20 protein-coding genes are annotated in these 25,048 nt (G+C 64.8%); 10 read left to right on the top strand and 10 right to left on the bottom strand.

The window, feature by feature from the left end; genetic code table 11:
- Window positions 1-111: 111 nt before the first annotated feature.
- Genes AC1ROB_RS14520 through AC1ROB_RS14510 form a run of 3 tightly spaced genes read left to right on the top strand, consistent with a single transcriptional unit; the run spans window position 112 to window position 2,839 of the window.
- Complete coding sequence (locus AC1ROB_RS14520; protein ID WP_492970424.1) at window positions 112-1,095, top strand: hypothetical protein; 984 nt, start codon at window positions 112-114, stop codon at window positions 1,093-1,095.
- Window positions 1,092-2,174 (top strand): AI-2E family transporter, encoded by a 1,083-nt coding sequence (locus AC1ROB_RS14515; protein ID WP_492970425.1) that lies wholly within the window; start codon window positions 1,092-1,094, stop codon window positions 2,172-2,174. The genes AC1ROB_RS14520 and AC1ROB_RS14515 overlap by 4 nt, the downstream gene beginning before the upstream one ends.
- 8 nt (window positions 2,175-2,182) lie before the next feature.
- Window positions 2,183-2,839 carry an AAA family ATPase gene (locus AC1ROB_RS14510; protein ID WP_492970426.1) on the top strand — a complete coding sequence of 219 codons (657 nt, stop codon included), beginning with the start codon at window positions 2,183-2,185 and terminating at the stop codon, window positions 2,837-2,839.
- Here AC1ROB_RS14510 and AC1ROB_RS14505 read toward each other — a convergent pair.
- A complete protein-coding gene (locus AC1ROB_RS14505; protein WP_493031481.1) occupies window positions 2,836-3,027 on the bottom strand; it encodes a DUF4169 family protein in 192 nt (63 codons plus the stop codon). The two genes, AC1ROB_RS14510 and AC1ROB_RS14505, sit on opposite strands and share 4 nt — an antisense overlap.
- A gap of 23 nt (window positions 3,028-3,050) precedes the next feature.
- Window positions 3,051-3,821 (bottom strand): alpha/beta hydrolase family protein, encoded by a 771-nt coding sequence (locus AC1ROB_RS14500; protein WP_492970428.1) that lies wholly within the window; start codon window positions 3,819-3,821, stop codon window positions 3,051-3,053.
- A gap of 167 nt (window positions 3,822-3,988) precedes the next feature.
- Between AC1ROB_RS14500 and AC1ROB_RS14495 the strand changes: the two genes are divergently transcribed.
- Entirely contained in the window at window positions 3,989-6,055 is a 2,067-nt protein-coding gene (locus AC1ROB_RS14495) for an AfsR/SARP family transcriptional regulator (protein WP_492970429.1), read from the top strand.
- A 6-nt stretch (window positions 6,056-6,061) separates the two neighbouring features.
- Here AC1ROB_RS14495 and AC1ROB_RS14490 read toward each other — a convergent pair whose 3' ends face one another.
- From AC1ROB_RS14490 to AC1ROB_RS14480, 3 genes are all read right to left on the bottom strand, one after another.
- Complete coding sequence (locus AC1ROB_RS14490; protein ID WP_492970430.1) at window positions 6,062-6,769, bottom strand: response regulator transcription factor; 708 nt, start codon at window positions 6,767-6,769, stop codon at window positions 6,062-6,064.
- On the bottom strand, window positions 6,766-8,214 hold the full coding sequence (locus AC1ROB_RS14485) for a sensor histidine kinase (protein WP_492970431.1): 1,449 nt from the start codon (window positions 8,212-8,214) through the stop codon (window positions 6,766-6,768). Before AC1ROB_RS14485 ends, AC1ROB_RS14490 begins: the two co-directional genes overlap by 4 nt.
- 130 nt (window positions 8,215-8,344) lie before the next feature.
- Window positions 8,345-8,902: a SixA phosphatase family protein gene (locus tag AC1ROB_RS14480; protein WP_492970432.1), complete on the bottom strand. Its 558-nt coding sequence runs from the start codon at window positions 8,900-8,902 to the stop codon at window positions 8,345-8,347.
- Window positions 8,903-9,035: 133 nt separating this feature from the next.
- Here AC1ROB_RS14480 and AC1ROB_RS14475 point away from each other — a divergent pair, with 133 nt between their 5' ends.
- Together AC1ROB_RS14475 and AC1ROB_RS14470 are read left to right on the top strand one after the other, a co-directional pair.
- Window positions 9,036-11,255 (top strand): RNA degradosome polyphosphate kinase, encoded by a 2,220-nt coding sequence (locus tag AC1ROB_RS14475; protein ID WP_492970433.1) that lies wholly within the window; start codon window positions 9,036-9,038, stop codon window positions 11,253-11,255.
- Between the two features lie 9 nt (window positions 11,256-11,264).
- Window positions 11,265-12,776, top strand: a complete 1,512-nt coding sequence (locus AC1ROB_RS14470) for a Ppx/GppA phosphatase family protein (protein ID WP_492970434.1) — start codon at window positions 11,265-11,267, stop codon at window positions 12,774-12,776.
- A gap of 3 nt (window positions 12,777-12,779) precedes the next feature.
- Here AC1ROB_RS14470 and rnd read toward each other — a convergent pair whose 3' ends face one another.
- Complete coding sequence (gene rnd, locus AC1ROB_RS14465; RefSeq protein WP_492970435.1) at window positions 12,780-13,943, bottom strand: ribonuclease D; 1,164 nt, start codon at window positions 13,941-13,943, stop codon at window positions 12,780-12,782.
- Between the two features lie 147 nt (window positions 13,944-14,090).
- Here rnd and aspS point away from each other — a divergent pair, with 147 nt between their 5' ends.
- From aspS to lipP1, 3 genes are all read left to right on the top strand, one after another.
- Window positions 14,091-15,881, top strand: coding sequence for an aspartate--tRNA ligase (gene aspS, locus AC1ROB_RS14460; protein ID WP_492970436.1), 1,791 nt, complete (start codon window positions 14,091-14,093; stop codon window positions 15,879-15,881).
- A 17-nt stretch (window positions 15,882-15,898) separates the two neighbouring features.
- Complete coding sequence (locus AC1ROB_RS14455) at window positions 15,899-16,546, top strand: MarC family protein (protein ID WP_492970437.1); 648 nt, start codon at window positions 15,899-15,901, stop codon at window positions 16,544-16,546.
- A gap of 71 nt (window positions 16,547-16,617) precedes the next feature.
- Window positions 16,618-17,580: a LipP1 family hormone-sensitive lipase gene (gene lipP1 / locus AC1ROB_RS14450; RefSeq protein WP_492970438.1), complete on the top strand. Its 963-nt coding sequence runs from the start codon at window positions 16,618-16,620 to the stop codon at window positions 17,578-17,580.
- Here lipP1 and AC1ROB_RS14445 read toward each other — a convergent pair whose 3' ends face one another.
- Together AC1ROB_RS14445 and AC1ROB_RS14440 are read right to left on the bottom strand one after the other, a co-directional pair.
- Window positions 17,581-18,444: a DUF4238 domain-containing protein gene (locus AC1ROB_RS14445; protein ID WP_492970439.1), complete on the bottom strand. Its 864-nt coding sequence runs from the start codon at window positions 18,442-18,444 to the stop codon at window positions 17,581-17,583.
- A gap of 5 nt (window positions 18,445-18,449) precedes the next feature.
- Window positions 18,450-18,932, bottom strand: coding sequence for a CAP domain-containing protein (locus tag AC1ROB_RS14440; RefSeq protein WP_492970440.1), 483 nt, complete (start codon window positions 18,930-18,932; stop codon window positions 18,450-18,452).
- 53 nt (window positions 18,933-18,985) lie between these two features.
- Between AC1ROB_RS14440 and AC1ROB_RS14435 the strand changes: the two genes are divergently transcribed.
- Window positions 18,986-19,723, top strand: a complete 738-nt coding sequence (locus AC1ROB_RS14435; protein WP_492970441.1) for a tellurite resistance TerB family protein — start codon at window positions 18,986-18,988, stop codon at window positions 19,721-19,723.
- 6 nt (window positions 19,724-19,729) lie between these two features.
- On the opposite strand, the gene AC1ROB_RS14430 is transcribed toward AC1ROB_RS14435, so the two are convergent.
- A complete protein-coding gene (locus tag AC1ROB_RS14430; protein WP_492970442.1) occupies window positions 19,730-20,989 on the bottom strand; it encodes a hypothetical protein in 1,260 nt (419 codons plus the stop codon).
- Window positions 20,990-21,183: 194 nt separating this feature from the next.
- The gene (locus AC1ROB_RS14425; RefSeq protein ID WP_492970443.1) at window positions 21,184-24,840 is read right to left on the bottom strand and encodes a vitamin B12-dependent ribonucleotide reductase; all 3,657 of its coding nucleotides are present in this window, start codon (window positions 24,838-24,840) and stop codon (window positions 21,184-21,186) included.
- Window positions 24,841-25,048 lie beyond the last annotated feature (208 nt).

Below are 25,048 nucleotides of genomic sequence, written 5' to 3'. Positions count from 1 at the left end.
CTAAGAGCCTGTTTTTACGCGATATTCGCCTTCGTTCTGGCTCTGGCTGCAAGCCTGCCGGGCCTGGCCCAGCCGCGGACTCCGGGGGGCGCGCGCCCTGATCCCTTCACGGTGTCGGATGTGGCGGTCGATGCCTCGGCCGACAGCGCCGCCGCCGCCCGGCCACTCGCCATCGCAGACGGCGAGCGCCGCGCCTTCACCACGCTGCTGCGCCGCCTGACCCAGCCCGAGGATCACGGGCGTCTGCCGCGCCCGTCCGAGGCTTTGCTGAACGATGTGATCGCCGGTTTCGGCATCGACGAGGAACGCGCCTCGGCCACCCGCTATATCGGCAAGATCAGCGTCACCTTCCGCGCCGAGGCGATCCGCCGGCTGCTGCAGGATAACAAGCTGGCCTATGCAGAGACGATGAGCCGGCCGGTGCTGCTGGTGCCGGCCTGGCAGTCGGCGGGCGGCGCAAAGTTGTGGGAGGCCGACAATCCCTGGCGCGCCGCGTGGCTCCAGCGTCCCGATCCGCAGGGCGGCCTGGTGCCGCTGCAGATCGCGGCTGCTGCGGACAGCGGCCCGGCGCTCGAGCGCCTGCTCGGCAATGCCGATGACCTGAAAGCCATGGCGCGCCGCGCCGGTCTGGAAGATGCGCTGGCCGTCGTCGCCACCTTGCAGCAGGCCGATCCCGGCGCCGTGCGCATCGACATCGCCGTGCAGCATCAGGGGCCGGGCCTGTTCCTCGACGGGCTGGAGCCCTTTACCGCCACCGGCGGCACCCAGGAAGAAGCCCTGCTGTCGGGCGCCATCGAAATGGCGCGCCGCATCGAAAGCCGCTGGAAGCAGGGCAGCGTGATCGACCTGGAGAAGCAGGGCCAGATCAGCGTCGCCGCCGGCTTCCAGAGCCTGGCCGAATGGAACAAGCTGCGCACCGCGCTCAGCGCCATGCCGATCGTGCGCAAGGTGGATGTGCTGCGGTTGTCGCATCGCGATGCCCAGCTGCTGCTGGAGTATTATGGCGAGACCGAACAGCTCTCCACCGCGCTGGCCCAGCGCGACGTCTCGCTGCAGCAGCGCGACGGCTTCTGGCAGATGCAGAGCCGCAAGTGACCCGCCGCCAGCAGATCATCGCCTGGATTTGCCTGCTGGTCGGCGCCATCGCGCTGCTCATCATCCTGCGCGACATGCTGCTGCCGTTCGTGGCCGGCATGGCGCTGGCCTATTTCCTCGATCCGGCCGCCGACTGGATGGAGCGCCGCGGGGTGAAGCGCTGGCTCGCCACCCTGCTGATCATCGGGCTGTTCTTCGTCGCCTCGATCATCGTGATCGTGCTGCTGGTGCCGGTAGTCTCGACGCAGTTCGCCAAATTCATGGACCATGTGCCGGAATACATCCTGTATTTCCAGGAGCGCGTGCTGCCCTATGTGCAGGGCCTGGCCGAACGCTTCGGCTTCGATCTGAACGGTGATCCGAAACAGGCGCTCGGCGGCCATAGCGAACAGGTGATGAAGGTGGTCGGCGGTGTGCTGACCAGCCTGCTCGGCGGTGGCCAGGCGATCTTCAACATCATCTCGCTGCTGGTCATCACGCCGGTGGTCGGCTTCTACCTGCTGCGCGACTGGGACGAGATGGTCGCCCGCATCAACAGCTACCTGCCGCTCGACCATGCCGATACCATCCGCCAGCAGGCGCGCGAGATCGACCGCGTGCTGGCCGGCTTCGTGCGCGGCCAGCTGCTGGTCTGCCTCAGCCTCGCTGCCTTCTACGGCATCGGGCTCACCGCCGTCGGGTTGCAGTTCGGCCTGTTTATCGGCGTGACCGCCGGCATGATCTCCTTCATCCCCTATGTCGGCACCACGCTCGGCTTTGTCGTCAGTGTCGGCGTGGCGCTGGCGCAGTTCTCGCCCGACTTCCTCTGGGTCGGCATTGTCGCCGGCATTTTCATCATCGGCCAGGTGATCGAGGGCAATGTCCTGCATCCGGTGCTGATCGGCGACCGCGTCGGCCTGCATCCGGTGTGGATCATCTTCGCGCTGCTGGCCGGCGGCAGCCTGTTCGGCTTTGTCGGCATCCTGCTGGCGGTGCCGATCTTCGCGGTGATCGGCGTGCTGGTGCGTTTCGCGCTCGACCGCTATCGCGAGAGCTATCTCTACCGGCCCGGTGCGCCGGAGACGCCGGCCGACGAGTAAGTTTTCCCATGCCGCATCCGCAGCTTCCCCTCGGTCTTGCCCTGCCGACCTCATGGGCGCGCGAGGATTTCCTTGTCGCGCCCGGCAACGAAGCCGCGCTCGGCGCCATCGAGCGGCCGTTCTCCAGCCTGGTGCTGCATGGTCCGCCCGGCAGCGGCAAGACGCATCTGGCGCATGTCTGGGCGAGTCTGTCCGGTGCCCGCCTGGTCGATCACGATGCGCTGACCACGGCCGCGGTGGATGACCTGGCGCAGCAGCCGCTGGCGCTGGATGACGCCGACCGCGTGGCCGATCCGGCGGCGCTGTTCCACCTCATCAACCTGATGCGCGAACGCGGACATGCCCTGCTGCTGACCGGCGCGCGTGCGCCGGCGCTGTGGCCGTTCACCCTGCCTGACCTGATGTCGCGACTGAAGGCAATGCCGTCGGAGGGCATCGACGAGCCCGACGACGCGCTGCTGGCCGCCGTGCTCGTGAAGCTGTTTGCGGATAAACAGCTTCAGGTCGGCGAGGGGCTGGTGAGCTATCTGGTGCCGCGCATCGAGCGCTCGTTCCATGCCGCCCGCCACTGGGCGGCAGCGCTGGATGCGGCGGCGCTGGCCGAGAACCGCCCGGTCACCGTGGCGCTGGCGCGCCGGCTGCTCGACGAGAGCGCCGCCGTCTAGTCTTCGATCTTCTTGCCGTCGAGATCCTTGGCGCTGCGCTCGGCATCCTTGCGGGCCTCGCCGCGCGCCTGCTTGCTGGTGCCGAAGGTGACGCGGTTCGCCGCCGCCTGCGCCTTCTGCTGCTGGCGGGTCAGCGCCTTGCGCGCCTTGTTCAGGTTGATCACGTTACCCGGCTTCTCTGGGGCCATGCCGCCAGTATAGGCGACCGGATTCAATTGTCGATCTGCCAGGCGAGCGCCAGCGTCTGCCAGACGATGCTGCGGGCGATCTCGGTGGCGATGGCATTGGGCTGCTGGCGCAGAGTAATGCCGTCGATCACATGGACCGCGCTGCTGCGGCCCTCGAAGCCATAGCCGGCCTCGGTCATGCTGTGAAAGCTGATGCTGCCGCCGGCCTGCTGGCGGCAGCGGCCATAGCTGTCGCGGTGCCGGCCCCAGGCATCCAGCAGCCCGTAGAAGATATGCACCTGCGTCGGACCGGCGGTGGCGTAATCCACCGGGCACCAGCCGGCGCAGCCGGGCGCGAAGGCGAAGACCGCCGCCGGCATCGCCGTTCCCTCGCTGCCGAAATAGCTGGCGCTGTTCAGTGCCTCGGTGCCGCCGCGCCCCGAGCCCATGATGGCGAAACGGGTCGTGTCGATGCGTGGCTGCTCGCGCCGCGCGGCATCGAGCGCTTCGCGGGCGTCGATGGCATAAGACAGCGTGCAGCCGGCATTGAGCCAGTCATGGCGGCCGCGCAGGGCGGCGCTGCGCGGCTGCGCCACCGCGATGCCGCGTTCCAGGAACCAGCCGATCCAGGGATTGCGATGGGTCAGCGAACTGCCGCCATTGCCTTCCAGCAGGATCACCAGCGGCGCTGGCTGATGCCCTGGGGGCAGGAACCACAGCAGATGATCGCGGACATCGTCCGGGCTGGCCCCGGCGGGACAGCCGGCGAGAGAGACGGTGGCGAGCAGCAGGAGCAGGGCATGGCGCAGGGTCATGGCCCCAGAGCAGCAGGCCAGCCGTCAAGCCTGCGTCAGAAAACGGCCATTCCCATCGTGAAATGATCGTGAAATCCTGCCCCCGGGTTGCCACGCAGGGTAAGCGGCTTTGCCGGGGGCTCGACCTTGGCTAGAATCGCTACCCGGAACGGGGAGTCGAGGCTGTCGTGTCATATGTCGCGATCAGGGAGGCCGGCGCAGGCGCCGGGCCGGAAGGCGGATCCGCCCGGATCGAGCTGCTGGGTCCGTTCCGCCTGATCGCGGAAGGCCAAAATATTGCGGAAGGATTGGGCCGCAAGAACCAGGCCCTGCTGGCCTATCTGGCCGCCGTACCGGACCATCGCGCCTCCCGCGAAAGACTGGCCAGCCTGCTGTGGGGCGAGCGTTTCGACGAGCAGGCGCGCCAGAGCCTGCGGCAGACCCTGATGGCGCTGCGCCGCAGCCTCGGCGATGCCGCGCCCGGCCTGCTGGTGGTCGATCGCGCCGAGGTGCGTCTGGATCCCGGCGCCTTCACCACCGATATCGCCGTCTTCGATGCCGCCGCGGCGACGGCCGATCGCGCACTGCTGGAACAGGCGGCGGGCCTGTGGCGCGGCGACTTCCTGGCGGGCCTGGATATTCCCTCGCCCGATTACGAAGACTGGCTGCGTGGCCTACGCGAGACCTGGCGGCTGCGCATGGTGGCCCTGCTGATGCAGCAGGCGCATGTGTTGCTGCAAGCGGGCGACGGACCGGCGGCGCTGCTGGCGGTGAACCGGCTGGTCGGCCTCGATCCGCTGAACGAAGCCGCAAGACGGCTGGAGCTGGATGTGATCGCCCGCTTCCGCGGCCGGGCTGCGGCGCTGCAGGCCTATCAGCAGTTCGCCGGACTGCTGCAGCAGGAATTGCAGGTGGCGCCGGCCAGCGAAACCCAGGCGCTGGCCCGTCGGCTCGGCGAGGGCGATGACGCCACGGCGATGCTGACTGATACGCCGCGGGCGATCGATGTGACGGCCGAGACCGTGCCGTTGCGCCGGCACCGCTGGATTGCGGCTGCGGCGGCGGCTGTCATGGTGCTGGGCGCCGGGATACTGCTGCTGCGTGCGCCGGCAGAACCCGCGGCCGTTGTTGCAGCAGTGCCATCGACCAAGCCGCCATTCACATTCCATGTGGCCGCGGCGGCCGGCGACAGTGCGGCCTTCTGGGACGATCTGAAAACCCGGGTGGCGATGCTGCCGGTGACGACGCTGGCGCGCGAGCGCGGCATGGCGGCCTTCGTGGTGGAGGGTGGCGTGCATGCGGCGCCCGAAGGACAGGCGATCAACCTGCGTCTGATCGACAATGTCGCCGGCCAGACGCTGTGGGCCGACCGCATTCTGGTGCCGCGTGCCGACGGACCGGCGGCCGGCGAGGCCGCCACACGGCTTTATGCCGAGCTGCTGGTCGTGATGCAGCAGCGGCTTGGTCCGTTGCCGCCGCTGTCGCCGCAGATGCAGGCGGGCTGGGAGAGTTTTCGCGGCGGCGTCACGCGGGAGAATGTGGCCGAAGCGCAGCGTCTGTTCGGCGAGGCGCTGGCCGCCAATCCCGAGGATGCGGCAGCCAAGCTGGGTCTCGCCCATTGCCTGGCCATCAATATCCTCAATCGTTGGTCGCGCGCGCAAAGCCCGGAAGAGGAGACGCGGCAGGCACTCGCCTATCTGGAGCAGGCTGCGGCGCGGCTGCCCCGCCATATCCTGCTGCATTACACGGTCGGCCTGGCACACAAGGCACGCCGCGACTATCCGCGCGCCCTGGCCGCCTGGCAGGTGGCGCTGGCCATCGATCCGCGCGACGGCGCCACCCATGCGCAGATCGCCCATGTCAATCTGCTGACCGGCAACGTGCAGGGCGGTATGCAGCAGGCCGAGCTGGCGATCCGCCTCAACCCCTATTCGCGGGCACTCGACCGCGCCTATTTCTATGCCGGCATGGCGCGGCTGCTGAATGGCGACTATGCGCAGGCCGAGCAGCATCTGGCGCGGGCGGCAGCCATCAACGGGCAACTCCCCGATGTCTTTGCCTGGCGGGTGGCGGCGCTGGCGCAACTGGGGCGGCAGGCCGAAGCCGAAGCCGCCTATGCCGACCTGATGCGACGGTTTCCGACCTGGAATGTCGACCACCATTTCCTGCAGGCGGTCGATCGCAGCGTCATGGATCGCTTCACCAGCGGCATCGCCAAGGCGATGCCTGCCACGCAGGCTTCAAAGTCGAAGTAGGGCGGTTCAGGCCTCTATGCTGCCGGGCGCGCTGAAGGCATAGCCGCGGCCATAGATCATCTTGATCGGCGCTTCGATCTGGGTGTGGTCCTTGATCTTGCGGCGCAGGCGGTTGACCACCGCATCCAGGTGCCGGTTGTCCCAGTTCACATTCGGCCGCGCCAGAATCTGCGCCAGATCTTCGCGCGAACAGGGCTGGCCGGATTTTTCAAGCAAGGCCGTGATGAAAGCCAGTTCGGTTGCAGTCAGTTTGACCTCACTGCGATTCGGCGCCACCAGATGCCAGTTCGAGCGCAGCAGTCGCCACTGATCCGGCGTGCGGCCGACGGCCTTGCTGCGCGGATCCTGCAGGCGCCGCAGCAGGCTCTGCACCGTGGCCTCGATCTCGCGCAGCGACGAATGCTTGACCAGATAGATGTCCGCGCCGCTCTCGAAGCCACGGATGCGGTCTTCGCTTTCGCCCAGCGCGGTCAGCATGATGATGCCGCAGTCGATCTTGCCGCGAATCTCGCCCGCAAGATCGAAGCCGTTGCCATCGGGCAGGCCGATATCGAGGATGATGATGGCCGGCGGCTCCGGCAGGTCGAGCTGCTGGCGCAGTTCCTGCGCGGTGCCGACGCCACGGACAGCAAAGCCGCGCATGGCCAGATATTCGACCAGATCGTTGCGCAGCGACGGTTCGTCTTCGACGACCAGGATGGGTGTCGCAGTCATGCTTCCTCGTTGAGTCCGTCCACGGGCATGCCGGGCAGGGGCAGTCGAATGGTGGCAACCGTGCCGCCGCCGCGTCCCGAGCGCAGGGACAGCAGGCCGTTATGATAGTCCAGCAGGCGCCGGGCATTGTGCAGGCCCAGTCCGGTGCCGGTTGCCGGCATGGTGTTGGAGGCGCGGAAGAAGCGGCGCCCGATGGAGGCGATCTCGGCTTCGGGGATGCCGATGCCCTGGTCGCTCACCGTCAGGATGATGGCCTTGTTCTCGCTGCGCACGGCGATTTCAACCGGGCTGCCGTCCGGCGCATATTTCAGTGCGTTGTCGATCAGGTTGATCAGCACGGTGGTCAGCATATCCGGGTCGCCGCGATAGAATGGCAGCCCCGCATCGATGCGGAAGTTGAGCCGGCCGGCGGCTTCAATGCCCTCGAAATGGCGCTGCACGCTGGCCATCAGATTCTGGATATCGATCCGTTCCGGCTGCACCACATTCTGCTGCCGCCGCTCGGCATCGAGGAAGCGGTCGATCAGCTGCACCAGCCGGCTGACGGCCTCACGGATATTGCCCAACCGCTTGGTCACCGGCTCCGGTGGATCGGGCAGCACCACGCCGATCATTTCGGCGGCGCGATCCACCACCGCCAGCGGCGTGCGGAATTCATGGGTCACCATGCGCATCAGCTGGCGCTGTTCCTGCCGCAGAGCTTTCTCGGTTTCCAGGGTGGAGGAAAGCTGGTCCTGCAGTTCGCGGCGCTGCGTCACCTCTTTCAGCAGCGCCTCGTTCTTCTGCCGGATGCCGGTCGACAGCCGCACACCCACCATCAGCAGCAGCATCAGGAACAGGCTGGTGATGAAGATGTTCAGGAAGAAGAAATACCAGGCCTGGGTCACCTCGGAGACGAGCTGCTCCGGGCTGTACCAGTATTCGAAGGCAATGGCGCTGCGCACCGCGAGCGCGATCAGGTCGCTGACGAATACCAGGCTCAGCGCCCAGCGCAACACGGGCGGCTGTGTGCGGTCGCGCGCCAGTGTGGCGATCATGAACAACAGCATGGCACTGCTGATGATGTTGCTGACGATGACACGGATGGCGATGTTGGCCGGGTCGATCAGCAGCGCGGCGGGCCAGAACACCAAGGCGAAGATCACGCAGGTCCACATCAGCCATGGCTGGCCGCGCTGGTCGAGGAAGCGCGCCACGCCATGGGCGATCAGCACGGTGCCGATATGGGTCAGGTAGTTCTGCGCGATGATGAAGACGCCGACGGGGACATCGATGCTGCCGCGGATCGCCAGCAGCAGCAGGCCGATGGCGAACAGCAGGTAGCCGACGGCGACGAAGCGCAGTTCGAACATGTGCCGCTGGGTGAACCAGAGCAGCAGCCACACCATCCCCTGCAGCATCACGGTGGCGGTCAGAATCAGGACGGTGGTGTTCAGGTGCAGCATGGCGGCGCATCCTGTCCGAACTCCCCGTTGCATGCCAGATGTCTGGCCGGCCCGAAACGGCGAATGTTCCCGTCGCGTTCATTGACAGGGTGGTCCGGCCCGCCGGTCGATCCGGCCCGGGCCGGCGACGCTAATCCTTCGATCTGTCATCCATAAGCTGGGCCGGGACGACGAAACTGGCGAGGAATCCGCCTTTCCCCGCCACCTGGCCCCAGCTTTTGGCGCTGAAGGTCAGTTCGGCCAGGCCGCCGGTCGGGTATTTGTCGGTCAGCCGCTCCAGGGCGTCGCCGGCGCTGGTGCCGGTCAGGTCGCGGGCGAAGTCTTCCAGGCCCGGGTTATGGCCGATCAGCATCAGTTCATGCACCGCCGTCGGCGTCGATCGCACCAGGGCCAGCAGGGCCGGGGGTTCGGCCAAGTACAGCCCGGCATCGAAGCGGACCCGGGCATCGCCCGGCACTTTCGGCGGCTTATCGCCGGCCAGGCGCTTTTCCAGCCGCTCCCAGGTCTGCCGGGTGCGGGTGGCCGGCGAACACAGCACCAGGTCCGGGTGAATCGCCCGCTCGGCCATATGGCGGGCCAGGGCCCGGCAGGCCTTCTTGCCGCGGGGGCTGAGCGGCCGGGCGAAATCGTCCAGGTCCGGGTCGTCCCAGGCAGACTTGGCGTGGCGCAAAAGCCATAGGCGGAGCATGGAGTTATCCTTTGTTTAAGCCGGGGCGGCAGACTGTCGCTGCTTTGACATAAAGGGTGGTTAGACCTATACCCGAAGGCGTCGACCGGTTCATCCTCCGGGCAGATCGCCGGTAACGACAGAGGCATTCGACATGCGCAGCAAGGCGGACAATCTCAAGGTTCTGAAGACCGATGCACCGGTGATCGAGGCGGTTCCGACGCCCGATCCGGGCCCCGCGCCGCTGCCCGGCCGGCCGCCGATCACGCTGAGCGCGCGCGAGCGCTTCATCAATCGCGAGCTGTCGTGGCTGGCCTTCAATCTTCGCGTCATGGAAGAGGCCAACAACAAGCGCTATCCGCTGCTGGAACGTCTGCGCTTTTTGTCGATCTCGGCCAACAATCTCGATGAATTCTTCATGGTGCGCGTCGCCGGCCTGCATGGCCAGATCAAGGCCGGCATCGAGGATGCCAGCCAGGAAGGCCTGACGCCGGCCCAGCAGCTGGCGCAGATCAACGAGGCTGCCGCCGATCTGATGAAAAAGCAGCAGGTCTGCTGGTCGTCGCTGACCGACGAACTGGCCAAAGCCGGCATCCATGTCCTGCAGCCCGACCAGCTGACAGCCGAGGACCGGCGCTGGCTCGAGGATTATTTCCTCGGCCATGTTTTCCCCGTGCTCACGCCGCTCGCCATCGATCCTGCTCATCCGTTTCCGTTTATCCCCAATCTCGGTTTCGCGATGGTGATGCAAATGCGACGGATCCGTGACGGCCGCAGCCTGAATGCGCTGCTGCCGCTGCCGAGCCAGGTCGACCGCTTCACCCGCCTGCCGGGCGATGGCATCCGCTTCCTGTCGCTGGAAAACCTGGTCGGCCTGTTCATCAACAAGCTGTTCCCCGGCTATGAAATCCTCGGTGCCGGCCAGTTCCGCATCACGCGCGACAGCGATATCGAGATCGAGGAAGAAGCCGAAGATCTGGTCCGCCTGTTCGAAACGGCGCTGAAGCGCCGCCGGCGCGGCACCGTGATCCGGCTGAAGATCAATGCCGGCATGCCCGACGACCTGCGCCGTTTCGTCTGCGAGGAGCTGGAAGTCAGCCCGGAGGCGGTGATCGCCGTCGATGGCATCCTGGGTCTGGCCGACACCAAGAAGCTGATCGTCGACGATCTGCCGGAGCTGAAATTCCCGCCCTTCAATCCGCGCTTCCCCGAACGCATCCGCGATTACGGCGGCGACTGCTTCGCCGCGATCCGCCACAAGGATCTGGTGGTTCACCATCCTTATGAAAGCTTCGACGTGGTGGTGCAGTTCCTGCGCCAGGCGGCGGCTGATCCGAATGTCGTGGCGATCAAGCAGACGCTGTACCGCACCTCGGACGACAGCCCGATCGTGCGTGCGCTGATCGAGGCGGCCGAGGCCGGCAAGTCGGTGACGGCACTGGTCGAGCTGAAGGCGCGCTTCGACGAAGCTGCCAATATCAAATGGGCGCGCGATCTCGAACGTGTCGGCGTGCAGGTGGTCTACGGCTTCATCGAGCTGAAGACCCATGCCAAGATTTCGCTGGTGGTGCGCCGCGAAGGCGGCCAGCTCAACACCTATGTGCATTTCGGCACCGGCAACTATCACCCCTATACGGCGCGCGTTTACACCGATCTGAGCTATTTCACCGACGACAGCGACCTGGCGCATGACGCCACCTATCTGTTCAACTTCCTCACCGGCTATGCGGCGCCGGAAAACCTGAAGAAGGTGGCGATCTCGCCCTATACGCTGCGGCCGCGCCTGCTGGAGCTGATCAACGAGGAAATCCGCCATGCCGAGAACGGCAAGCCGGCGGCGATCTGGGCCAAGATGAACAGCGTGGTCGATCCGGTGGTGATCGATGCGCTGTACCAGGCCAGCCAGGCCGGCGTGCAGATCGACCTGATCGTGCGCGGCATCTGCTGCCTGCGGCCGGGCGTGAAGGGCCTGAGCGAGAATATCCGCGTCAAAAGCCTGATCGGGCGCTTCCTCGAACATTCGCGTATCGTCTGCTTCGGCGCCGGCCATGGCCTGCCGTCGGCGGAAGCGAAAATCTTCATCTCCTCGGCCGACTGGATGCCGCGCAATTTCGACCGTCGCGTCGAAGTGCTGATCCCGATCGAGAACACGACCGTGCATGAGCAGATCATGGACCAGATCATGGTCGCCAACCTGAAGGACCAGGCGCAGAGCTGGTATCTGGGCGCCGACGATACCTATTCGCGGGCGTCGTCCGACCTCGACGCGTTCAGCGCCCATACCTATTTCATGACCAATCCCAGCCTGTCCGGTCGCGGCAAGGCGCTCAAGAAAGCCGGGGCCCTGCCGCGGCTGCAGTGGAAAAACCAGTAGGAAAGCCGCGTGGCCGTTGCGCAGACCCTGACCAAACCCGTTTCCGCCCAGTCGGCTCTGCCCTTCGGCGTTATCGATGTCGGTTCCAACTCCGTACGCCTGGTGGTGTTCGGCGAGCCGTTGCGCTCGCCGATCGCCATGTTCAATGAAAAGGTGCTCTGCGGCCTCGGCCGTGGATTAAGCCAGACCGGCGCGCTGGACGGCGAGGGCGCCAAGCAGGCGCTGCTGGCGATCCGGCGCTTTGCCGTGCTGGCGCGCCGCATGGATGTGCGGTCCTTGCGCATCGTTGCCACCGCGGCCGTGCGCGATGCCAGCAATGGCGCCGCTTTCGTCGAGCAGATCGAGCGCGAGACCGGCGAGACGGTGAGCGTGCTGACCGGCCAGGAAGAGGCGACTTTCTCGGCCTATGGCGTGCTGTCGGGCATTCCCGATGCCTGCGGCGTGATGGGCGACCTGGGCGGCGGCAGCCTGGAACTGGTGGCGCTGGACGGCACCAGGCTGGGCGACAGCATCACCCTGCCACTCGGCCCGCTGCGCATCGCCAACCTGGACTCCTATCCCGTCGTGAAGGCCTATATCGACGAGAAGATCGGCGGCGTGCCCTGGCTGAAAAAGTGGAAGGGCAAATCGCTCTATGCCGTCGGCGGCTCGTGGCGCGCCATCGCGCGTGTGCATATGGCGCAGAAGCACAGCCCGCTGCATATCATCCACCAGTATACGCTGGGCCGCAGCGAGGCCGCCGACTTCACCCGCCTGATCGCCAAGCAGAGCAAGGAATCGCTGGCCCGCGTCGAAGGCGTGCCGCGCCGGCGCCAGGACGTGCTGCCGCTGGCCGCGCTGGTGATGCGCCGGCTGCTGAAATTCCTCGAGCCCAAGGATGTGGTCTTCTCGGCCAACGGCCTGCGCGAGGGGCTTGCTTACGCCCTGCTGAACGAGCGCCAGCGTGCCGAAGACCCGCTGCTGGCCTTTTGCACCCATATGGCGATCCGTGAAGGCCGGTTCGGCGAGCATGGCGCCGAACTCGACCGCTTCATCGCGCCGCTGTTTGACCGCGACCAGCCGCCGCGCCAGCGCATCCGCATGGCTGCCGCCGTGCTGTCGGACACCGCCTGGCGCGTGCATCCCGATTATCGCGGCGAGCAGTCGCTGGGCGTGATCCTGCATGCGCCCTTTGGCGCCATCACCCAGGCCGAGCGCGCCCTGCTGGCGCTGACGGTGTTCACGCGCTACACCGGCACGGCCAGCGATCCGGTGGCGGCGCCGGCCTGGCAGTTGCTGAATGCCGAAGAGATCGAATATGCCCAGCGCATCGGGCTCGCCCTGCGTCTGGCGCAGACCCTGTCGGCCGGGGTGCCGGGCATTCTGCCGGAGTGCAAGCTGCGTCCGAACGGCAGCGGCATCGTGCTGGAGCTGCCGGCCCAGCATGCGGTGCTGGATGGCGAGGCGGTGCAGCGCCGCGTGGAGGCCCTGGCGAAAGCGCTGGGCCGCAATGGCGAAGTGCGGGTCCTGAAAGCCCGCTGACGATTACTTCAGTTCGACCAGCTTGATGCGGGTGCCTTCGGCCGCCAGCGCCAACTCACCATGCTTGAGCCGGAGGGCGTCGTTGCCGAACAGCTCGCGGCGCCAGCCCCGCATGGCGGGAACATCGGCATTGTCATCGGCAGCGATCTTGTCGAGGTCGGAGGAATTGGCCAGCAGCTTCTGCGCGACATCGTGGTCGTCGCATTTCAGCTTGAGCAGCACTTTCAGCAGTTCGACCAGCGGCCCGATGCCGCGCGGCAGTTCCGGCTCGCGCTCCAGCACCGGCCAGGTGGTCTTCGGGCTGGCCAGCTTGGCGGTGATCGCGGCCAGCAGGCCGGTGCCCATCTTGCCCTCGGCAAAGCCCTTCGACAGGCCGCGCATGCGCTCCAGGTCGTCGGCCGATTTCGGCGGATGGGCGGCGATTTCCATCAGGGTTTCGTCGCGGATGATGCGCTGGCGCGGGATATCGCGGTTGCGCGCTTCCACCTCGCGCCAGGCGGCGGCGGCCTGCAGCACAGCGAGATACTCGCCCTTGGTGGTGCGCGGCTTGAGCCGCTTCCAGGCATTGTCGGGCGCCACCTCGTAGGTGGCGGGATCGGCCAGCAGCGCCATCTCGTCGGCCAGCCATTCGACCCGGCCGGATTTCTGCAGCTTGGCGTTCAGCTTCTCGTAAATCTTGCGCAGATGCGTCACGTCGCCCAGGGCATACACGACCTGCTTTTCGGTCAGCGGCCGGCGCGCCCAGTCGGTGAAGCGCGAGGACTTGTCGACCTGGGCGCCGGCCAGCTTGGCCACCAGCTGCTCATAGCTGACCTGGTCGCCGAAGCCGCAGACCATGGCGGCCACCTGGCTGTCGAACAGCGGGGCAGGGACCTCGCCCATCAGCTTGGTGAAGATTTCCAGATCCTGCCGGGCGGCGTGAAACACCTTCAGCACGGCCTTGTTGCGCAGCAGCGCGAACAGCGGCTCCAGGTCCAGGCCCTCGGCCAGGGGGTCGATCACCCGCGCCTCGTCGGGTCCGGCCAGCTGGATCAGGCAGACCTTGGGCCAGTAGGTGGTCTCGCGCATGAACTCGGTGTCCACGGTCACGTATGGTGTCGTGGCCAGGGAGGCACAGAAACGGGCAAGGTCTTCGGTGGCGGTAATCGGGGCGGGATCGGCACGCATGTCCGGTCAGATAGCATGCCCGGGCCGTCAGCCCAATGGCCGGTTGCGGGCAGGATGCGGAAATTCCGGCCGGATCGGTCTTGACTTTCGGGCCCCAACCGGGCCTGTTCCCCCTTTGATTTCCTCAGCTTTTCGACGGATTTGGCGATGTCCCGTTACCGTACCCATACCTGTGGTCAGCTCCGCCCCGAACAGGTCGGCAGTGAAGTGAAACTTGCCGGCTGGGTCCATCGCAAGCGCGACCACGGCAACCTGCTGTTCATCGACCTGCGCGACCATTACGGCATTACCCAGTGCGTCGCCCAGAGCGGTTCGGACGCCTTCAAGCAGATGGAAGCGCTGCGCTCGGAATACGTGGTCAGCGTCACCGGCAAGGTGGTGGCCCGCACCGGTGACACCGTGAACCCGAACCTGCCGACCGGCAGTGTTGAAGTGGTGGTGGCGAGTATCGAAATCCTGGGCGAGGCGGCCGACCTGCCGATGCCGGTATTCGGCGAGCAAGAATATCCGGAAGACATCCGTCTCAAGTATCGTTTCCTCGACCTGCGCCGCGAGCGGCTGCACAACAACATCATCCTGCGCTCGAAGGTGATCTCCTCGATCCGCCGCCGCATGACCGATCAGGGCTTCATGGAATTCCAGACCCCGATCCTGACGGCCAGTTCGCCGGAAGGTGCGCGCGACTTCCTGGTGCCGAGCCGCATGCATCCGGGCAAGTTCTACGCCCTGCCGCAGGCACCGCAGCAGTTCAAGCAGCTCATCATGGTCTCGGGCTTCGATCGTTATTTCCAGATCGCGCCCTGCTTCCGCGACGAAGACGCGCGCAAGGACCGCAGCCCGGGCGAGTTCTACCAGCTCGATGTCGAGATGAGCTTCGTCGAGCAGGATGACGTGTTCAACGCCGTCGGCCCGGTGATCCATGGCGTGTTCCAGGAATTCGCCAACGGCCGCGACTGCGGTCCGCTGGAATTCCCACGTATCCCGTATCGGGAGTCGATGCTGAAATATGGCTCCGACAAGCCGGACCTGCGTAACCCGATCATCCTGGCCGACGTGACCGAGGTGTTCCGCGGTTCGGGCTTCGGTGTCTTTGCCCGCAACATCGAGAACGGCGCCGTTGTGCGCGCCATTCCGGCGCCGGGTGCGGCCGGCCGCCCGCGCAGCTTCTTCGACAAGATGAATGACTGGGCGCGCCAGGAAGGCGCCGCCGGCCTCGGCTATATCATCCTCGACAACGGCGAGGCCAAGGGGCCGATCGCGAAGTTCCTCGATGCCGACCGCATCGCCCTGCTGAAGCAGCTCGGCAATGTGAAGGATGGCGATGCCATCTTCTTCGCCTGCGACAAAGAGCTGCCGGCCGCCAAGCTGGCCGGCCAGGCCCGCATCCGCATCGGCGACGAGCTGGATATCTGCGAGAAGAACGTCTTCAAGTTCTGCTGGATCGTCGACTTCCCGATGTTCGAGTATAACGAGGACGACAAGAAGGTCGATTTCAGCCACAACCCCTTCTCGATGCCGCAGGGCGGCCTGGAGGCGCTGAACACGCAGGACCCGCTGACCATCAACGCCTATCAGTACGACATCGTCTGCAACGGCGTGGAGCTGTCGTCGGGCGCGATCCGCAATCACAAGCCCGAGATCATGTACAAGGCCTTCGAGATCGCCGGTTACGGTCCCGACGTGGTCGAGGATAAGTTCGGCGGCATGCTGAATGCGTTCAAATACGGCGCCCCGCCCCATGGCGGCATCGCGCCGGGCATCGACCGCATCGTCATGCTGCTGGCGGATGAGCCGAATATCCGCGAAATCGTGCTGTTCCCGATGAACCAGCAGGCGCAGGATCTGATGATGCAGGCGCCGAGCGAAGCGACGATGAAGCAGTTGCGCGAGCTGCATATCCGCGTGGTCGCCCCCGACCTCGAGAAGAAACCTTCGTGATGTAAGGCAGGGCGGCCATGCTCGATCCTCTCGACTATGTCCGCTTTGCCGTCACGCTGTTCTCGATCCTCGATCCTTTCGCGGCCATCCCGCTGTTCCTGATGCTGACCGGCGACCGCTCGCGCGAGGAGCGGCGCAGCACCGCGCGCACGGCGGCGCTGGCGGTCTTCGTCATCCTGCTGGTGGCGGGTTTCTCGGGTGACCTGATCCTGCGTCTTCTGGGCGCCAGTCTGCCGGCCTTCCAGGTCGGCGGCGGCATCGTGCTGTTCCTGATGGCGCTCAGCATGATCAATGCGCGCATGAGCCCGCAGCAGCAGACCCCGGAAGAGCATGCCGAGGCGACGGGCAAGTCCGGCGACGAGCGTGCGGCTGTGGGTGTGGTGCCGCTGGCCATGCCATTGCTGGTTGGCCCGGGCTCGATGTCGGCCACCATCATCTATATGGAGCGCGGCGCCGGCTGGCAGCACAAGAGCTTGAGCGTGGCCGTGCTGGCGCTGATCTGTGTCAGCATCTGGGTGGTGCTGCAGCTGGCCCGTCCCATCGGCGACCGCCTGGGCCAGACCGGGATTAACATCCTCAACCGCATTTTCGGCTTGCTGCTCGCCGCAGTAGCGGTTCAAATCTTTGCCAGCGGTCTGCGCGGCCTGTTTCCGGCCCTGGGCTGATCCGCCGCGCGGGAGTTTCCCGCCGTATTCAGCGTTGCGTCTAACGAACAACAAAAGAGAACAGCCTCGCCATGCTCGATACCGAAGCCAAGAATTTTCTCGATGCCGTGAAGCTTGCCGGCCGTCCCGATGTGGCCACGCTGACGCCGCCGGAAGCGCGCAAGATGTACAGCGAGACCCGCGCCGCGGTGACGCCCGAGCCGCCGGAGATGTCGGAAGTCGACAACATCGCCGCGCCCGGCCCGCATGGCCCGATCCCGCTGCGCTATTACCGACCGGCCGGCGCCGACAAGAAAGAGGCGCTGCCGGTGCTGGTCTTCTACCATGGCGGCGGCTGGGTGATCGGCGATCTCGACACCCATGACGTGGTCTGCCGCAGCCTGGCCAGCGAGACGCGCTGCGCCGTGGTCTCGGTCGATTACCGCATGGGGCCGGAGCATAAATTCCCCGCCGCGGTGGACGACGCCTATGCGGTGGCCGCCTGGGTGGCGACCGAGGCCAAGCATCTGCGCATCGATCCGCGCAAACTGGCGGTCGGCGGCGATTCTGCCGGCGGCAACCTCGCCGCCGTGGTCTGCCTGCTGGCGCGCGACAAGGCGGCGGCCGGCGAGGCCGATGTGCCGAAGATCGCCTATCAGCTGCTGATCTATCCGGCCACCGACATGCATATGCAGACCGGCTCCCATGACCGCTTTGCCAAGGATCATCTGCTGACCCGCGCCAGCATGGACTGGTTCCAGCAGCAGTATCTGAGCGACATCGCCGACCGCGACGACTGGCGCGCCTCGCCGCTGCGCGCCAAGAGCCTGGCGCATCTGCCGCCGGCCTATGTGCTGGTCGCCGGCCACGATCCGCTGCGCGACGAGGGCGAGGCCTATGCGAAAGCGCTGAAGGCCGCCGGCGTGCCGGTGGTGTTCCGCGAGTTCCCCGGCCAGATCCACGGCTTCGTGGTGCTGGGCAAGGTGCTGCCCCAGGCCGGCGAGGCGATTGCCGAAATGGGCACGGCGCTCAAGCTGGCCTTTGGGTTGGGGTGATTATTGAAGGGCATCTTTGAGTCGCTTTAATAAAAAATCGTCAGGCAAAATTGTGGACGTTGTAGTGTAAACGCGCTTACTAGCTTGGCGGGCAATAGCGTCATTCAATTCCTCAGTAACTCTATCTATCGAGTAGCGTTGAATTACTATGTCAGCGATACCGTCGCGATGAAATGCGAAAAACGCGTGCGATGGCGACAAAGGTAATGCGATAAAACAGTCTCTGCGATGCAGGCCTACAGGAAAAATTAGAGGTCTGTCGCCAGTGATCAGCGATGTTCCACTACTGGAGGCATCAATAACCAACCATTTCATTTCCTTAAAATCTCTGATCGCCTTCGGGTAAGAGCCAATTTTAGGTATCTGGCCAACGCCAATATTCTTTATTAGTCCGGGGTAATTAAGATCAACCCAGTGGTCTACGCTGTCGGGATCGCTAGGCCCTTTTGCAGCGGTGTACTCATCTTGCTTACTCTGAATGTTTTCCAAAAACCCGGCGCTTAATGCATCTTTTATTTTCGATACATTCTCTGGCGTTCTAACTTTCAAGTTCAAAACAAATTGCGCCCAAACCGTCCTTTGTTCGTTTGATAATTTCCGAAAGCTAATAAGGCGATCTAGAATTATTGCACTTTTATTGTCCAGCGGAGAGTAAAAATCCGTTTCAACCTCAGCGGCATTAGACGCGAGAAATTCCTCTGAATATGAATACAGATCATGCTCGTAGCCGGTTCTTTCTGGTACAGAGTATTGCCTGTCAATTTTTCCACGAAGATTCTTGAATATTTGGATTTTCCCGTTCTCGTCTTTCCACTTTCGTAAGTAGAACGCAGGAACTGAGTGATGTTTTTTGGGTGTGTTCATCTTTTTTACTCCCGCCCCAGCACCAGTACCCATAAACTCCGCCGCAGTTCGGTCGGATCGACCCGCGTCTCCGCGCCCATCTCGGTGACGCCGGGATGCAGCAGGTTGCGGCGGTGGCCCTCGCTCTGCATCCACAGCCGTACGACCTCCGCCGCATCGCAGCCGCAGAGCGCGATGTTTTCCGCGCCGGCCCGATAGCGGTAGGCCACGCGCTGCAGGCGCAGGATCAGGTCGCTGCCGTCGCAGCCGTCATGCGACAGTTTTCCGCAGCTCTGTAAATCGGCGGTATGTGCCGCCGCCGCTGTCGCCAGCCGCGTATTCCAGCCGAGCGGCGCAAGGCTGTTGGCGGCGCGCACCGCATTCACCTGGAACAGCAGTTCATTCTGCCAGATCGCATCCATCGCTGCGGCCGGAGGAATGCGGCCAAAACATGACAGCAGCAGCACGATCACGCAGAGATGAAAGCGCGTGGCATCTTGAATACGCAAAGGATATTTCCGATCTAGCGTCCTGCAACTCATACACGGAGGCTAGACGAGCGATGATCGACGCGAAATCCCTGCTGGACCAGTTTCTCGGCGGCAACAGTGTCAATTCTGGTGGCAAACCGCAGGGCGCCAGCGCAAATTTCGGTGATCTCGCCAAACGCGGCCTCGATACGCTGGGCGGCGGCAAGGGCCTCGCGGTTGGCGGCCTGCTCGGCCTGCTGGTCGCCAACAAGACCGCGCGCAAGACCGCCGGCACAGTGGCGGTCTATGGCGGCGCGGCGGCGCTGGGCCTGCTGGCCTGGCGCGCCTTTCGCAATTACCAGGATGGGCAGAAGGCCGGCACGGCGCCGGTGGCGCAGCCGACCGATATCGCCAATGTCGATCCGAAATACCTGCCCTCGGCGGCGCCGGCCAGCAATGGCCAGCCCTTCGAACTGGCGCTGATCCAGGCGATGATCGCCGCGGCAAAATCCGATGGCCATTTCGATACGGTGGAGCAGGGCCGGCTGTTTGGCGAGATCGAGCGCATGGCGCTGGATTCGGAAAGCAAAGCCGCGGTCTTCGACCTGCTGGCCAAACCGGTGAGCGTCGATGCGATTGCCGCTGCGGCGAGCAACGAAGAACAGGCGGCCGAACTGTATCTGGCCTCGCGCATCGCCATCGACCCGGATCATCCGGCCGAGCAGGCGTATCTGGCGGCGCTGGTGCAGAAGCTGCAGCTGCCGCCCGATCTGGTGGCGCATCTCGACCGTCAGGTGATTGCCACCCAGGCCGAGGTCAAGGCGGCGTAAGCGCCGTCAGGCGCGGAGATAGCTGGAGAGGCCCTGGCCCATACTGCCGCCGCCACCGAACAGGCTCAGCAGGAAGGACGTGTTGTTGGCACGCATCACCTGCTGCATCAGGCGGTAGTTGTAGGCGCCGCCGCTGTTGTAGGGGTCTTCCTTTTCCTTCTTGGCCTTTTCAGCGGCTTCCGCCTTGGCCTTTTCCGCCACCACCTTGGGATCCTTGGGGTCGACGGGAATGGCGCTGCTCGGCAGATACTGTTTCAGTTCGGCAAAGGCCGCGCGCTGTTCGTTGGTGGTATAGGCCTTGGTCTCATCATAGACGATGGCGTTCAGCTCTTCGCGGGTGAGGCCCTTGAAGGGATTGTCGGTGCTCCAGCCATTGGCGAAGCGGGTGGCCAGCCGGGCGCGCTCGACGCGTTCGGGCGTGCCGGTGACGGTCTCGTTGTTGGCGGCCAGCTTCTGGGCCATGGTCAGCGTCGTGGCTGACTTGGCCAGCACGGATTTCTCCAGCTCGTCGCGTTTGGTCAGGGCGGCGCGGCGCTCGTTGATGGTGTAGTCGCCACCGTCGTTGGCGATCACGGCGGTGAGTTCGTCGCGGGTGAGGGCGGCAAAGGGATTGGCGCCCTTGCCATTCAGGAAGTCGGTGGCCTTCTTGGCCGCGGTCAGCCGTTCCGGCGTGCCGGATTTCGGCACTTCCGCGTCGGCGGTCTTTTTCTCGAACTCGCTCTGCGGCACCAGGCTGTCCTTCATCAACACGAAATCCTGGCGGGCGAATTCGCTGTAGGCGGCGCGGCGTTCGTTGGTGGTGTATTTGCCATCCTTATCGACGATCACGGCGGCCAGTTCGGCCGGCGACTTGCCCTTGAAGGGATTGGCGGCCTTGCCGTCGATGAAATCGCTGGCCTGCTGGGCGGCGGCCTTGCGCGCGGTGTCGGCCTCGGTCTCGCCGGTCAGCGGCGGCAGCGCCTTGTCGGCTTCCTCGGCCTGCTGGGCGCTGGTCAGGAAGATGGCCGAGAGAATCTGCTTCATCTTGCCAGTGATCAGGTCTTCCTCATCCGGCGTGGCGGTGGCCGCAGCCTGCTCGGCCAGCACCTTCAGGGCGGCCGGCGACAGCGTCACTTCCACGCCCAGATCCTGGCGCAGGTCGGTGGCGACCATGACCGGCTTCTTCGCCGTCTCGCCAGACGCAGTGTCGGGCGTCGTGGTCGCCGGTTTGGCGGTGCCGGCCAGGATGGTGCTGGTATAGCCGTAGGCCGAGGTAATCGAGGTCATGGCGGAATCCTTTGCTGCTGGCAGACTTGCAAGCGGCAGGCCATCCAAATCCCTGTTTAAGCTATTGAAATATCATTGCGATTTATTGCTGTGGCCCGGCAGGGTCTGCCGGCCGGCAAAAGCTGCCGGGACAAAGAAAAGCCCCGGCATCCTTTGGGATGCCGGGGCGGGCCGGAGGAGAAACCGGCGGTATCTTACGAACAGCCCGTGGTGCCGCCGCAACTGTCGCATTTCAGGCAGGTGCCGTTGCGCACCAGGGTGAAGTTGCCGCATTCGGGACAGCTGTCGCCCTCATAGCCTTTCATGCGCGCCAGCGAGCGCTGCTGCGCCACGCTGGGGGTGCCGTTGCCGCCGCCCATTGCGGCCACAGGCACATCCATTTCGGCATGGATATGCGTGTCGGTGGTGACATGCATCATCGGTCCATCCGTGCCGGTGGCCTGCAGTTCCGTCGCCGGCGCGCGATTCTGGCCGCCCTTCAGCACATAGAGGTTGGAGCGGATATAGCCGGTGGAGGCGACCTTGATCTGCTCCTGCTCGACCTTCACCTTCTCGGAGGCCGGCAGCTCCTTGGCGCCCAGCGCATCGTGGCGCAGGTCTTCCGGCTGCACATGGGCCAGGTCGGTGCGGCCGAGGTAGCTGATCGCCAACTCGCGGAACACATAGTCGAGGATCGAGGTCGACATCTTGATGACGTCGTTGCCTTCCACCATCCCCGAAGGCTCGAAGCGGGTGAAGGTATAGGCATCGACGAACTCTTCCAGCGGCACGCCATACTGCAGGCCGATGGAGATGGCGATGGCGAAGTTGTTCATCAGGCTGCGGAAGGCGGCGCCTTCCTTGTGCATGTCGATGAAGATCTCGCCCAGCTTGCCCTCGTCATATTCGCCGGTGCGCAGATACACTTTATGTCCACCGACGATGGCCTTCTGGGTATAGCCCTTGCGGCGCAGCGGCAGTTTCAGGCGGCCGGCGATATGCTTCTCGACGATGCGCTCGGCGATGATCTGGGCGCGCGCCGCTGCCGGGGCTTCCGCCACCTGCTCGGCAATCGTCTCCATGGCGTCGACATCATCATCCAGCATCTGCGCCTGCAGCGGCTGGCTCAGCTTGGAGCCATCGCGATACAGCGCCATCGCCTTGCAGCCGAGTTTCCACGACAGCATGTAGGCCTGCTTGCAATCCTCGACGGTGGCGAGGTTGGGCATGTTGATGGTTTTCGAAATCGCGCCGGTGATGAAGGGCTGGGCCGCCGCCATCATGCGGATATGGCTTTCGGCCGAGAGGAAACGCACGCCGTCCTTGCCGCAGGGATTGGCGCAGTCGAACACCGACAGGTGCTTGTCCTGCAGGTAGGGCGCGCCTTCCACCGTCATGGCGCCGCAGCAATGGAGATTGGCGGCGGCGATTTCGACGCTGCTGAAGCCCAGCGCCGTCAGCAGGTCGAAGGCCGGATCGTCGAGCTGGGCGTCGGTGAAGCCGAGCGCCTTGCAGGTATCGGTGCCGAGCGTCCAGCGGTTCAGCACGAACTTGATATCGAAGGCGCCGGGCAGGCCGGCCTCCACCTTGGCGATGGCGGCAGCGCCAAGGCCGCGCGCCGCCAGGGTCTCGTGGTTGATCCCGGGTGCGCCATCGAGCGTGCCATGACCGACGGCATAGTCGATGATGCCCTTGATCTGGCCGTCGTTGTAACCCAGCGTCTTCAGCGCCAGCGGCACGGTGCGGTTGATGATCTTGAAATAGCCGCCGCCGGCCAGCTTCTTGAACTTCACCAGCGCGAAGTCGGGTTCGATGCCGGTGGTGTCGCAATCCATCACCAGGCCGATGGTGCCGGTCGGCGCGATCACGCTGACCTGCGCGTTGCGGTAGCCATGCTGGGTGCCCAGCTCCAGCGCGCGGGTCCACACGGCTTCCGCGGCGGTCAGCAATGCCGCATCGGGGCAGCTGGCATGATCCAGCGGCACCGGCGGCGTGGTGAGGCCGTCATAGCCGAAATGGTCGCCCTGGGCGGCGCGGCGATGGTTGCGGATCACCCGCAGCATGTTCTCGGCATTCGGCGCATAGCCGGGGAAGGGGCCCAGTTCGCCGGCCATCTCGGCCGAGGTGGCATAGGACACGCCGGTCATCAGCGAGGTGATGGCGCCGCAGAGCGCGCGGCCGGCTTCGGAGTCATACGAGAATCCGCAGGACATCAACAGGGCGCCGAGATTGGCGTAGCCCAGGCCCAGCGTGCGGAACTTGTAAGAGCGCTCGGCGATCTCCTTGCTGGGGAACTGCGCCATGAGAACGCTGATTTCCAGCACCACGGTCCACAGCCGCGTCGCATGTTCGAAACCGGCGATGTCGAACTTGCCATCCGCCTGGCGGAAGCACATCAGGTTCATCGAGGCGAGGTTGCAGGCCGTGTCGTCGAGGAACATGTATTCCGAGCACGGGTTCGACGCATTGATGCGGCCGTCGGCCGGGCAGGTATGCCAGTCGTTGATGCTGGTATCGAACTGGATGCCCGGATCGGCCGAGGCCCAGGCGGCATAGCCGACCTGTTCCCAGAGCTGGCGCGCCTTCAGCGTCTTCGCCGGCTTGCCGTCGTTGCGGCGGATCAGGTTCCAGTCGCCGTCCTGTTCCACGGCCTGCAGGAAGCCATCGGACACGCGCACCGAGTTGTTGGAATTCTGGCCCGAGACCGAAAGATAGGCTTCCGAATCCCAGTCGGTGTCGTAAGCCGGGAAATCGATGGCGGTGTAGCCCTGCTTGGCGAACTGCACCACGCGCTGGATGTAGTTTTCCGGGATCATCACCTTGCGCGCGGCAAGGATTTCCTTGCGCAGCTGCGCATTCTTCTTCGCATCGAAACGCGCCTCGCCGCTGCCGAGCTGGCAGGCGGCCATGATGGCGCCCAGATGCTGCTGAGACAGCTTCGAGCCGGTGACCAGCGCCGCCACCTTCTGCTCTTCCTTCACCTTCCAGTCGATGAACTGCTCGATATCGGGATGGTCGATATCGCAGATCACCATTTTCGCGGCACGCCGCGTGGTGCCGCCCGACTTGATGGCGCCGGCGGCACGGTCGCCGATCTTGAGGAAGCTCATCAGGCCCGACGACTTGCCGCCGCCCGAGAGCCGTTCGTTCTCGCCGCGCAGCTTGGAGAAGTTGCTGCCGGTGCCCGAGCCGTATTTGAACAGGCGCGCCTCGCGCACCCACAGGTCCATGATGCCGCCCTCGTTGACGAGGTCGTCCTGTACCGACTGGATGAAGCAGGCATGCGGCTGCGGATGTTCGTAGGCCGAGGCCGAACTGGTCAGCAGGCCGGTCTTGAAGTCCACGTAATGATGGCCCTGGGCCGGGCCGTCGATGCCATAGGCCCAATGGAGTCCGGTGTTGAACCATTGCGGCGAGTTGGGCGCGGCGATCTGCGCCGCCAGCATGAAGCGCATCTCGTCGAAGAAGGCGCTGGCGTCCTCTTCACTGTCGAAATAGCCGCCCTTCCAGCCCCAGTAGGCCCAGGTGCCGGCGAGGCGGTCGAACACTTCGCGGCCGCTGGTCTCCTGGGTGAAGCGATCTTTCTCAGGCAGGCTGCTGAGCGCATCCGTGTCGGCCTCGCGGCGCCACAGGAATTCCGGCACGTCGCTTTCCTCGACCGGGCGCATCGCCACCGGCACGCCGGCGCGACGGAAATACTTCTGCGCCAGCACATCGGCGGCCACCTGGCTCCAGCCGGCCGGCACTTCCAGGCGATCGAGCTTGAAGACGCTGCTGCCGTCGGGATTGCGGATTTCGCTGCTGGTGGTTTTCCACTCCAGTCCGGCATAAGCATCCTGACCGGCCACCGTAAAATGCCGCTGAATACGCATTGCGTGATTCTCCCGCCGAACCTAATGAAATCAAAGCGTTGTTTCGGTTGGAAAACCCAATATCTGGTTACCAAGCCCCCGCAACAGGCGCTAAATCTAGGGACCTCTCGTGAGTCGGAGCAAATGGAGAATATTAATTAATTCAGGATGGTTCTTTTTACGTTCTCTTGACTGGATTTCGCCATATTTAGGCTTATGACTATGACTC

It is taken from the genome of Ferrovibrio sp. GW821-FHT12F09, from assembly GCF_058806775.1.
This window is presented reverse-complemented; position numbering and strand designations above follow the sequence as displayed.

Excerpts from the sequence above, each read along its gene's own strand:
- aspS (WP_492970436.1), top strand. The coding sequence starts at position 14,091 with ATGTCCCGTTACCGTACCCATACCTGTGGTCAGCTCCGCCCCGAACAG.
- AC1ROB_RS14485 (WP_492970431.1), bottom strand. The coding sequence starts at position 8,214 with ATGCTGCACCTGAACACCACCGTCCTGATTCTGACCGCCACCGTGATG.
- AC1ROB_RS14480 (WP_492970432.1), bottom strand. The coding sequence starts at position 8,902 with ATGCTCCGCCTATGGCTTTTGCGCCACGCCAAGTCTGCCTGGGACGAC.
- AC1ROB_RS14455 (WP_492970437.1), top strand. The coding sequence starts at position 15,899 with ATGCTCGATCCTCTCGACTATGTCCGCTTTGCCGTCACGCTGTTCTCG.
- AC1ROB_RS14445 (WP_492970439.1), bottom strand. The coding sequence starts at position 18,444 with ATGAACACACCCAAAAAACATCACTCAGTTCCTGCGTTCTACTTACGA.
- AC1ROB_RS14475 (WP_492970433.1), top strand. The coding sequence starts at position 9,036 with ATGCGCAGCAAGGCGGACAATCTCAAGGTTCTGAAGACCGATGCACCG.
- AC1ROB_RS14425 (WP_492970443.1), bottom strand. The coding sequence starts at position 24,840 with ATGCGTATTCAGCGGCATTTTACGGTGGCCGGTCAGGATGCTTATGCC.
- AC1ROB_RS14505 (WP_493031481.1), bottom strand. The coding sequence starts at position 3,027 with ATGGCCCCAGAGAAGCCGGGTAACGTGATCAACCTGAACAAGGCGCGC.
- lipP1 (WP_492970438.1), top strand. The coding sequence starts at position 16,618 with ATGCTCGATACCGAAGCCAAGAATTTTCTCGATGCCGTGAAGCTTGCC.
- AC1ROB_RS14510 (WP_492970426.1), top strand. The coding sequence starts at position 2,183 with ATGCCGCATCCGCAGCTTCCCCTCGGTCTTGCCCTGCCGACCTCATGG.
- AC1ROB_RS14430 (WP_492970442.1), bottom strand. The coding sequence starts at position 20,989 with ATGACCTCGATTACCTCGGCCTACGGCTATACCAGCACCATCCTGGCC.
- rnd (WP_492970435.1), bottom strand. The coding sequence starts at position 13,943 with ATGCGTGCCGATCCCGCCCCGATTACCGCCACCGAAGACCTTGCCCGT.
- AC1ROB_RS14435 (WP_492970441.1), top strand. The coding sequence starts at position 18,986 with ATGATCGACGCGAAATCCCTGCTGGACCAGTTTCTCGGCGGCAACAGT.
- AC1ROB_RS14500 (WP_492970428.1), bottom strand. The coding sequence starts at position 3,821 with ATGACCCTGCGCCATGCCCTGCTCCTGCTGCTCGCCACCGTCTCTCTC.
- AC1ROB_RS14490 (WP_492970430.1), bottom strand. The coding sequence starts at position 6,769 with ATGACTGCGACACCCATCCTGGTCGTCGAAGACGAACCGTCGCTGCGC.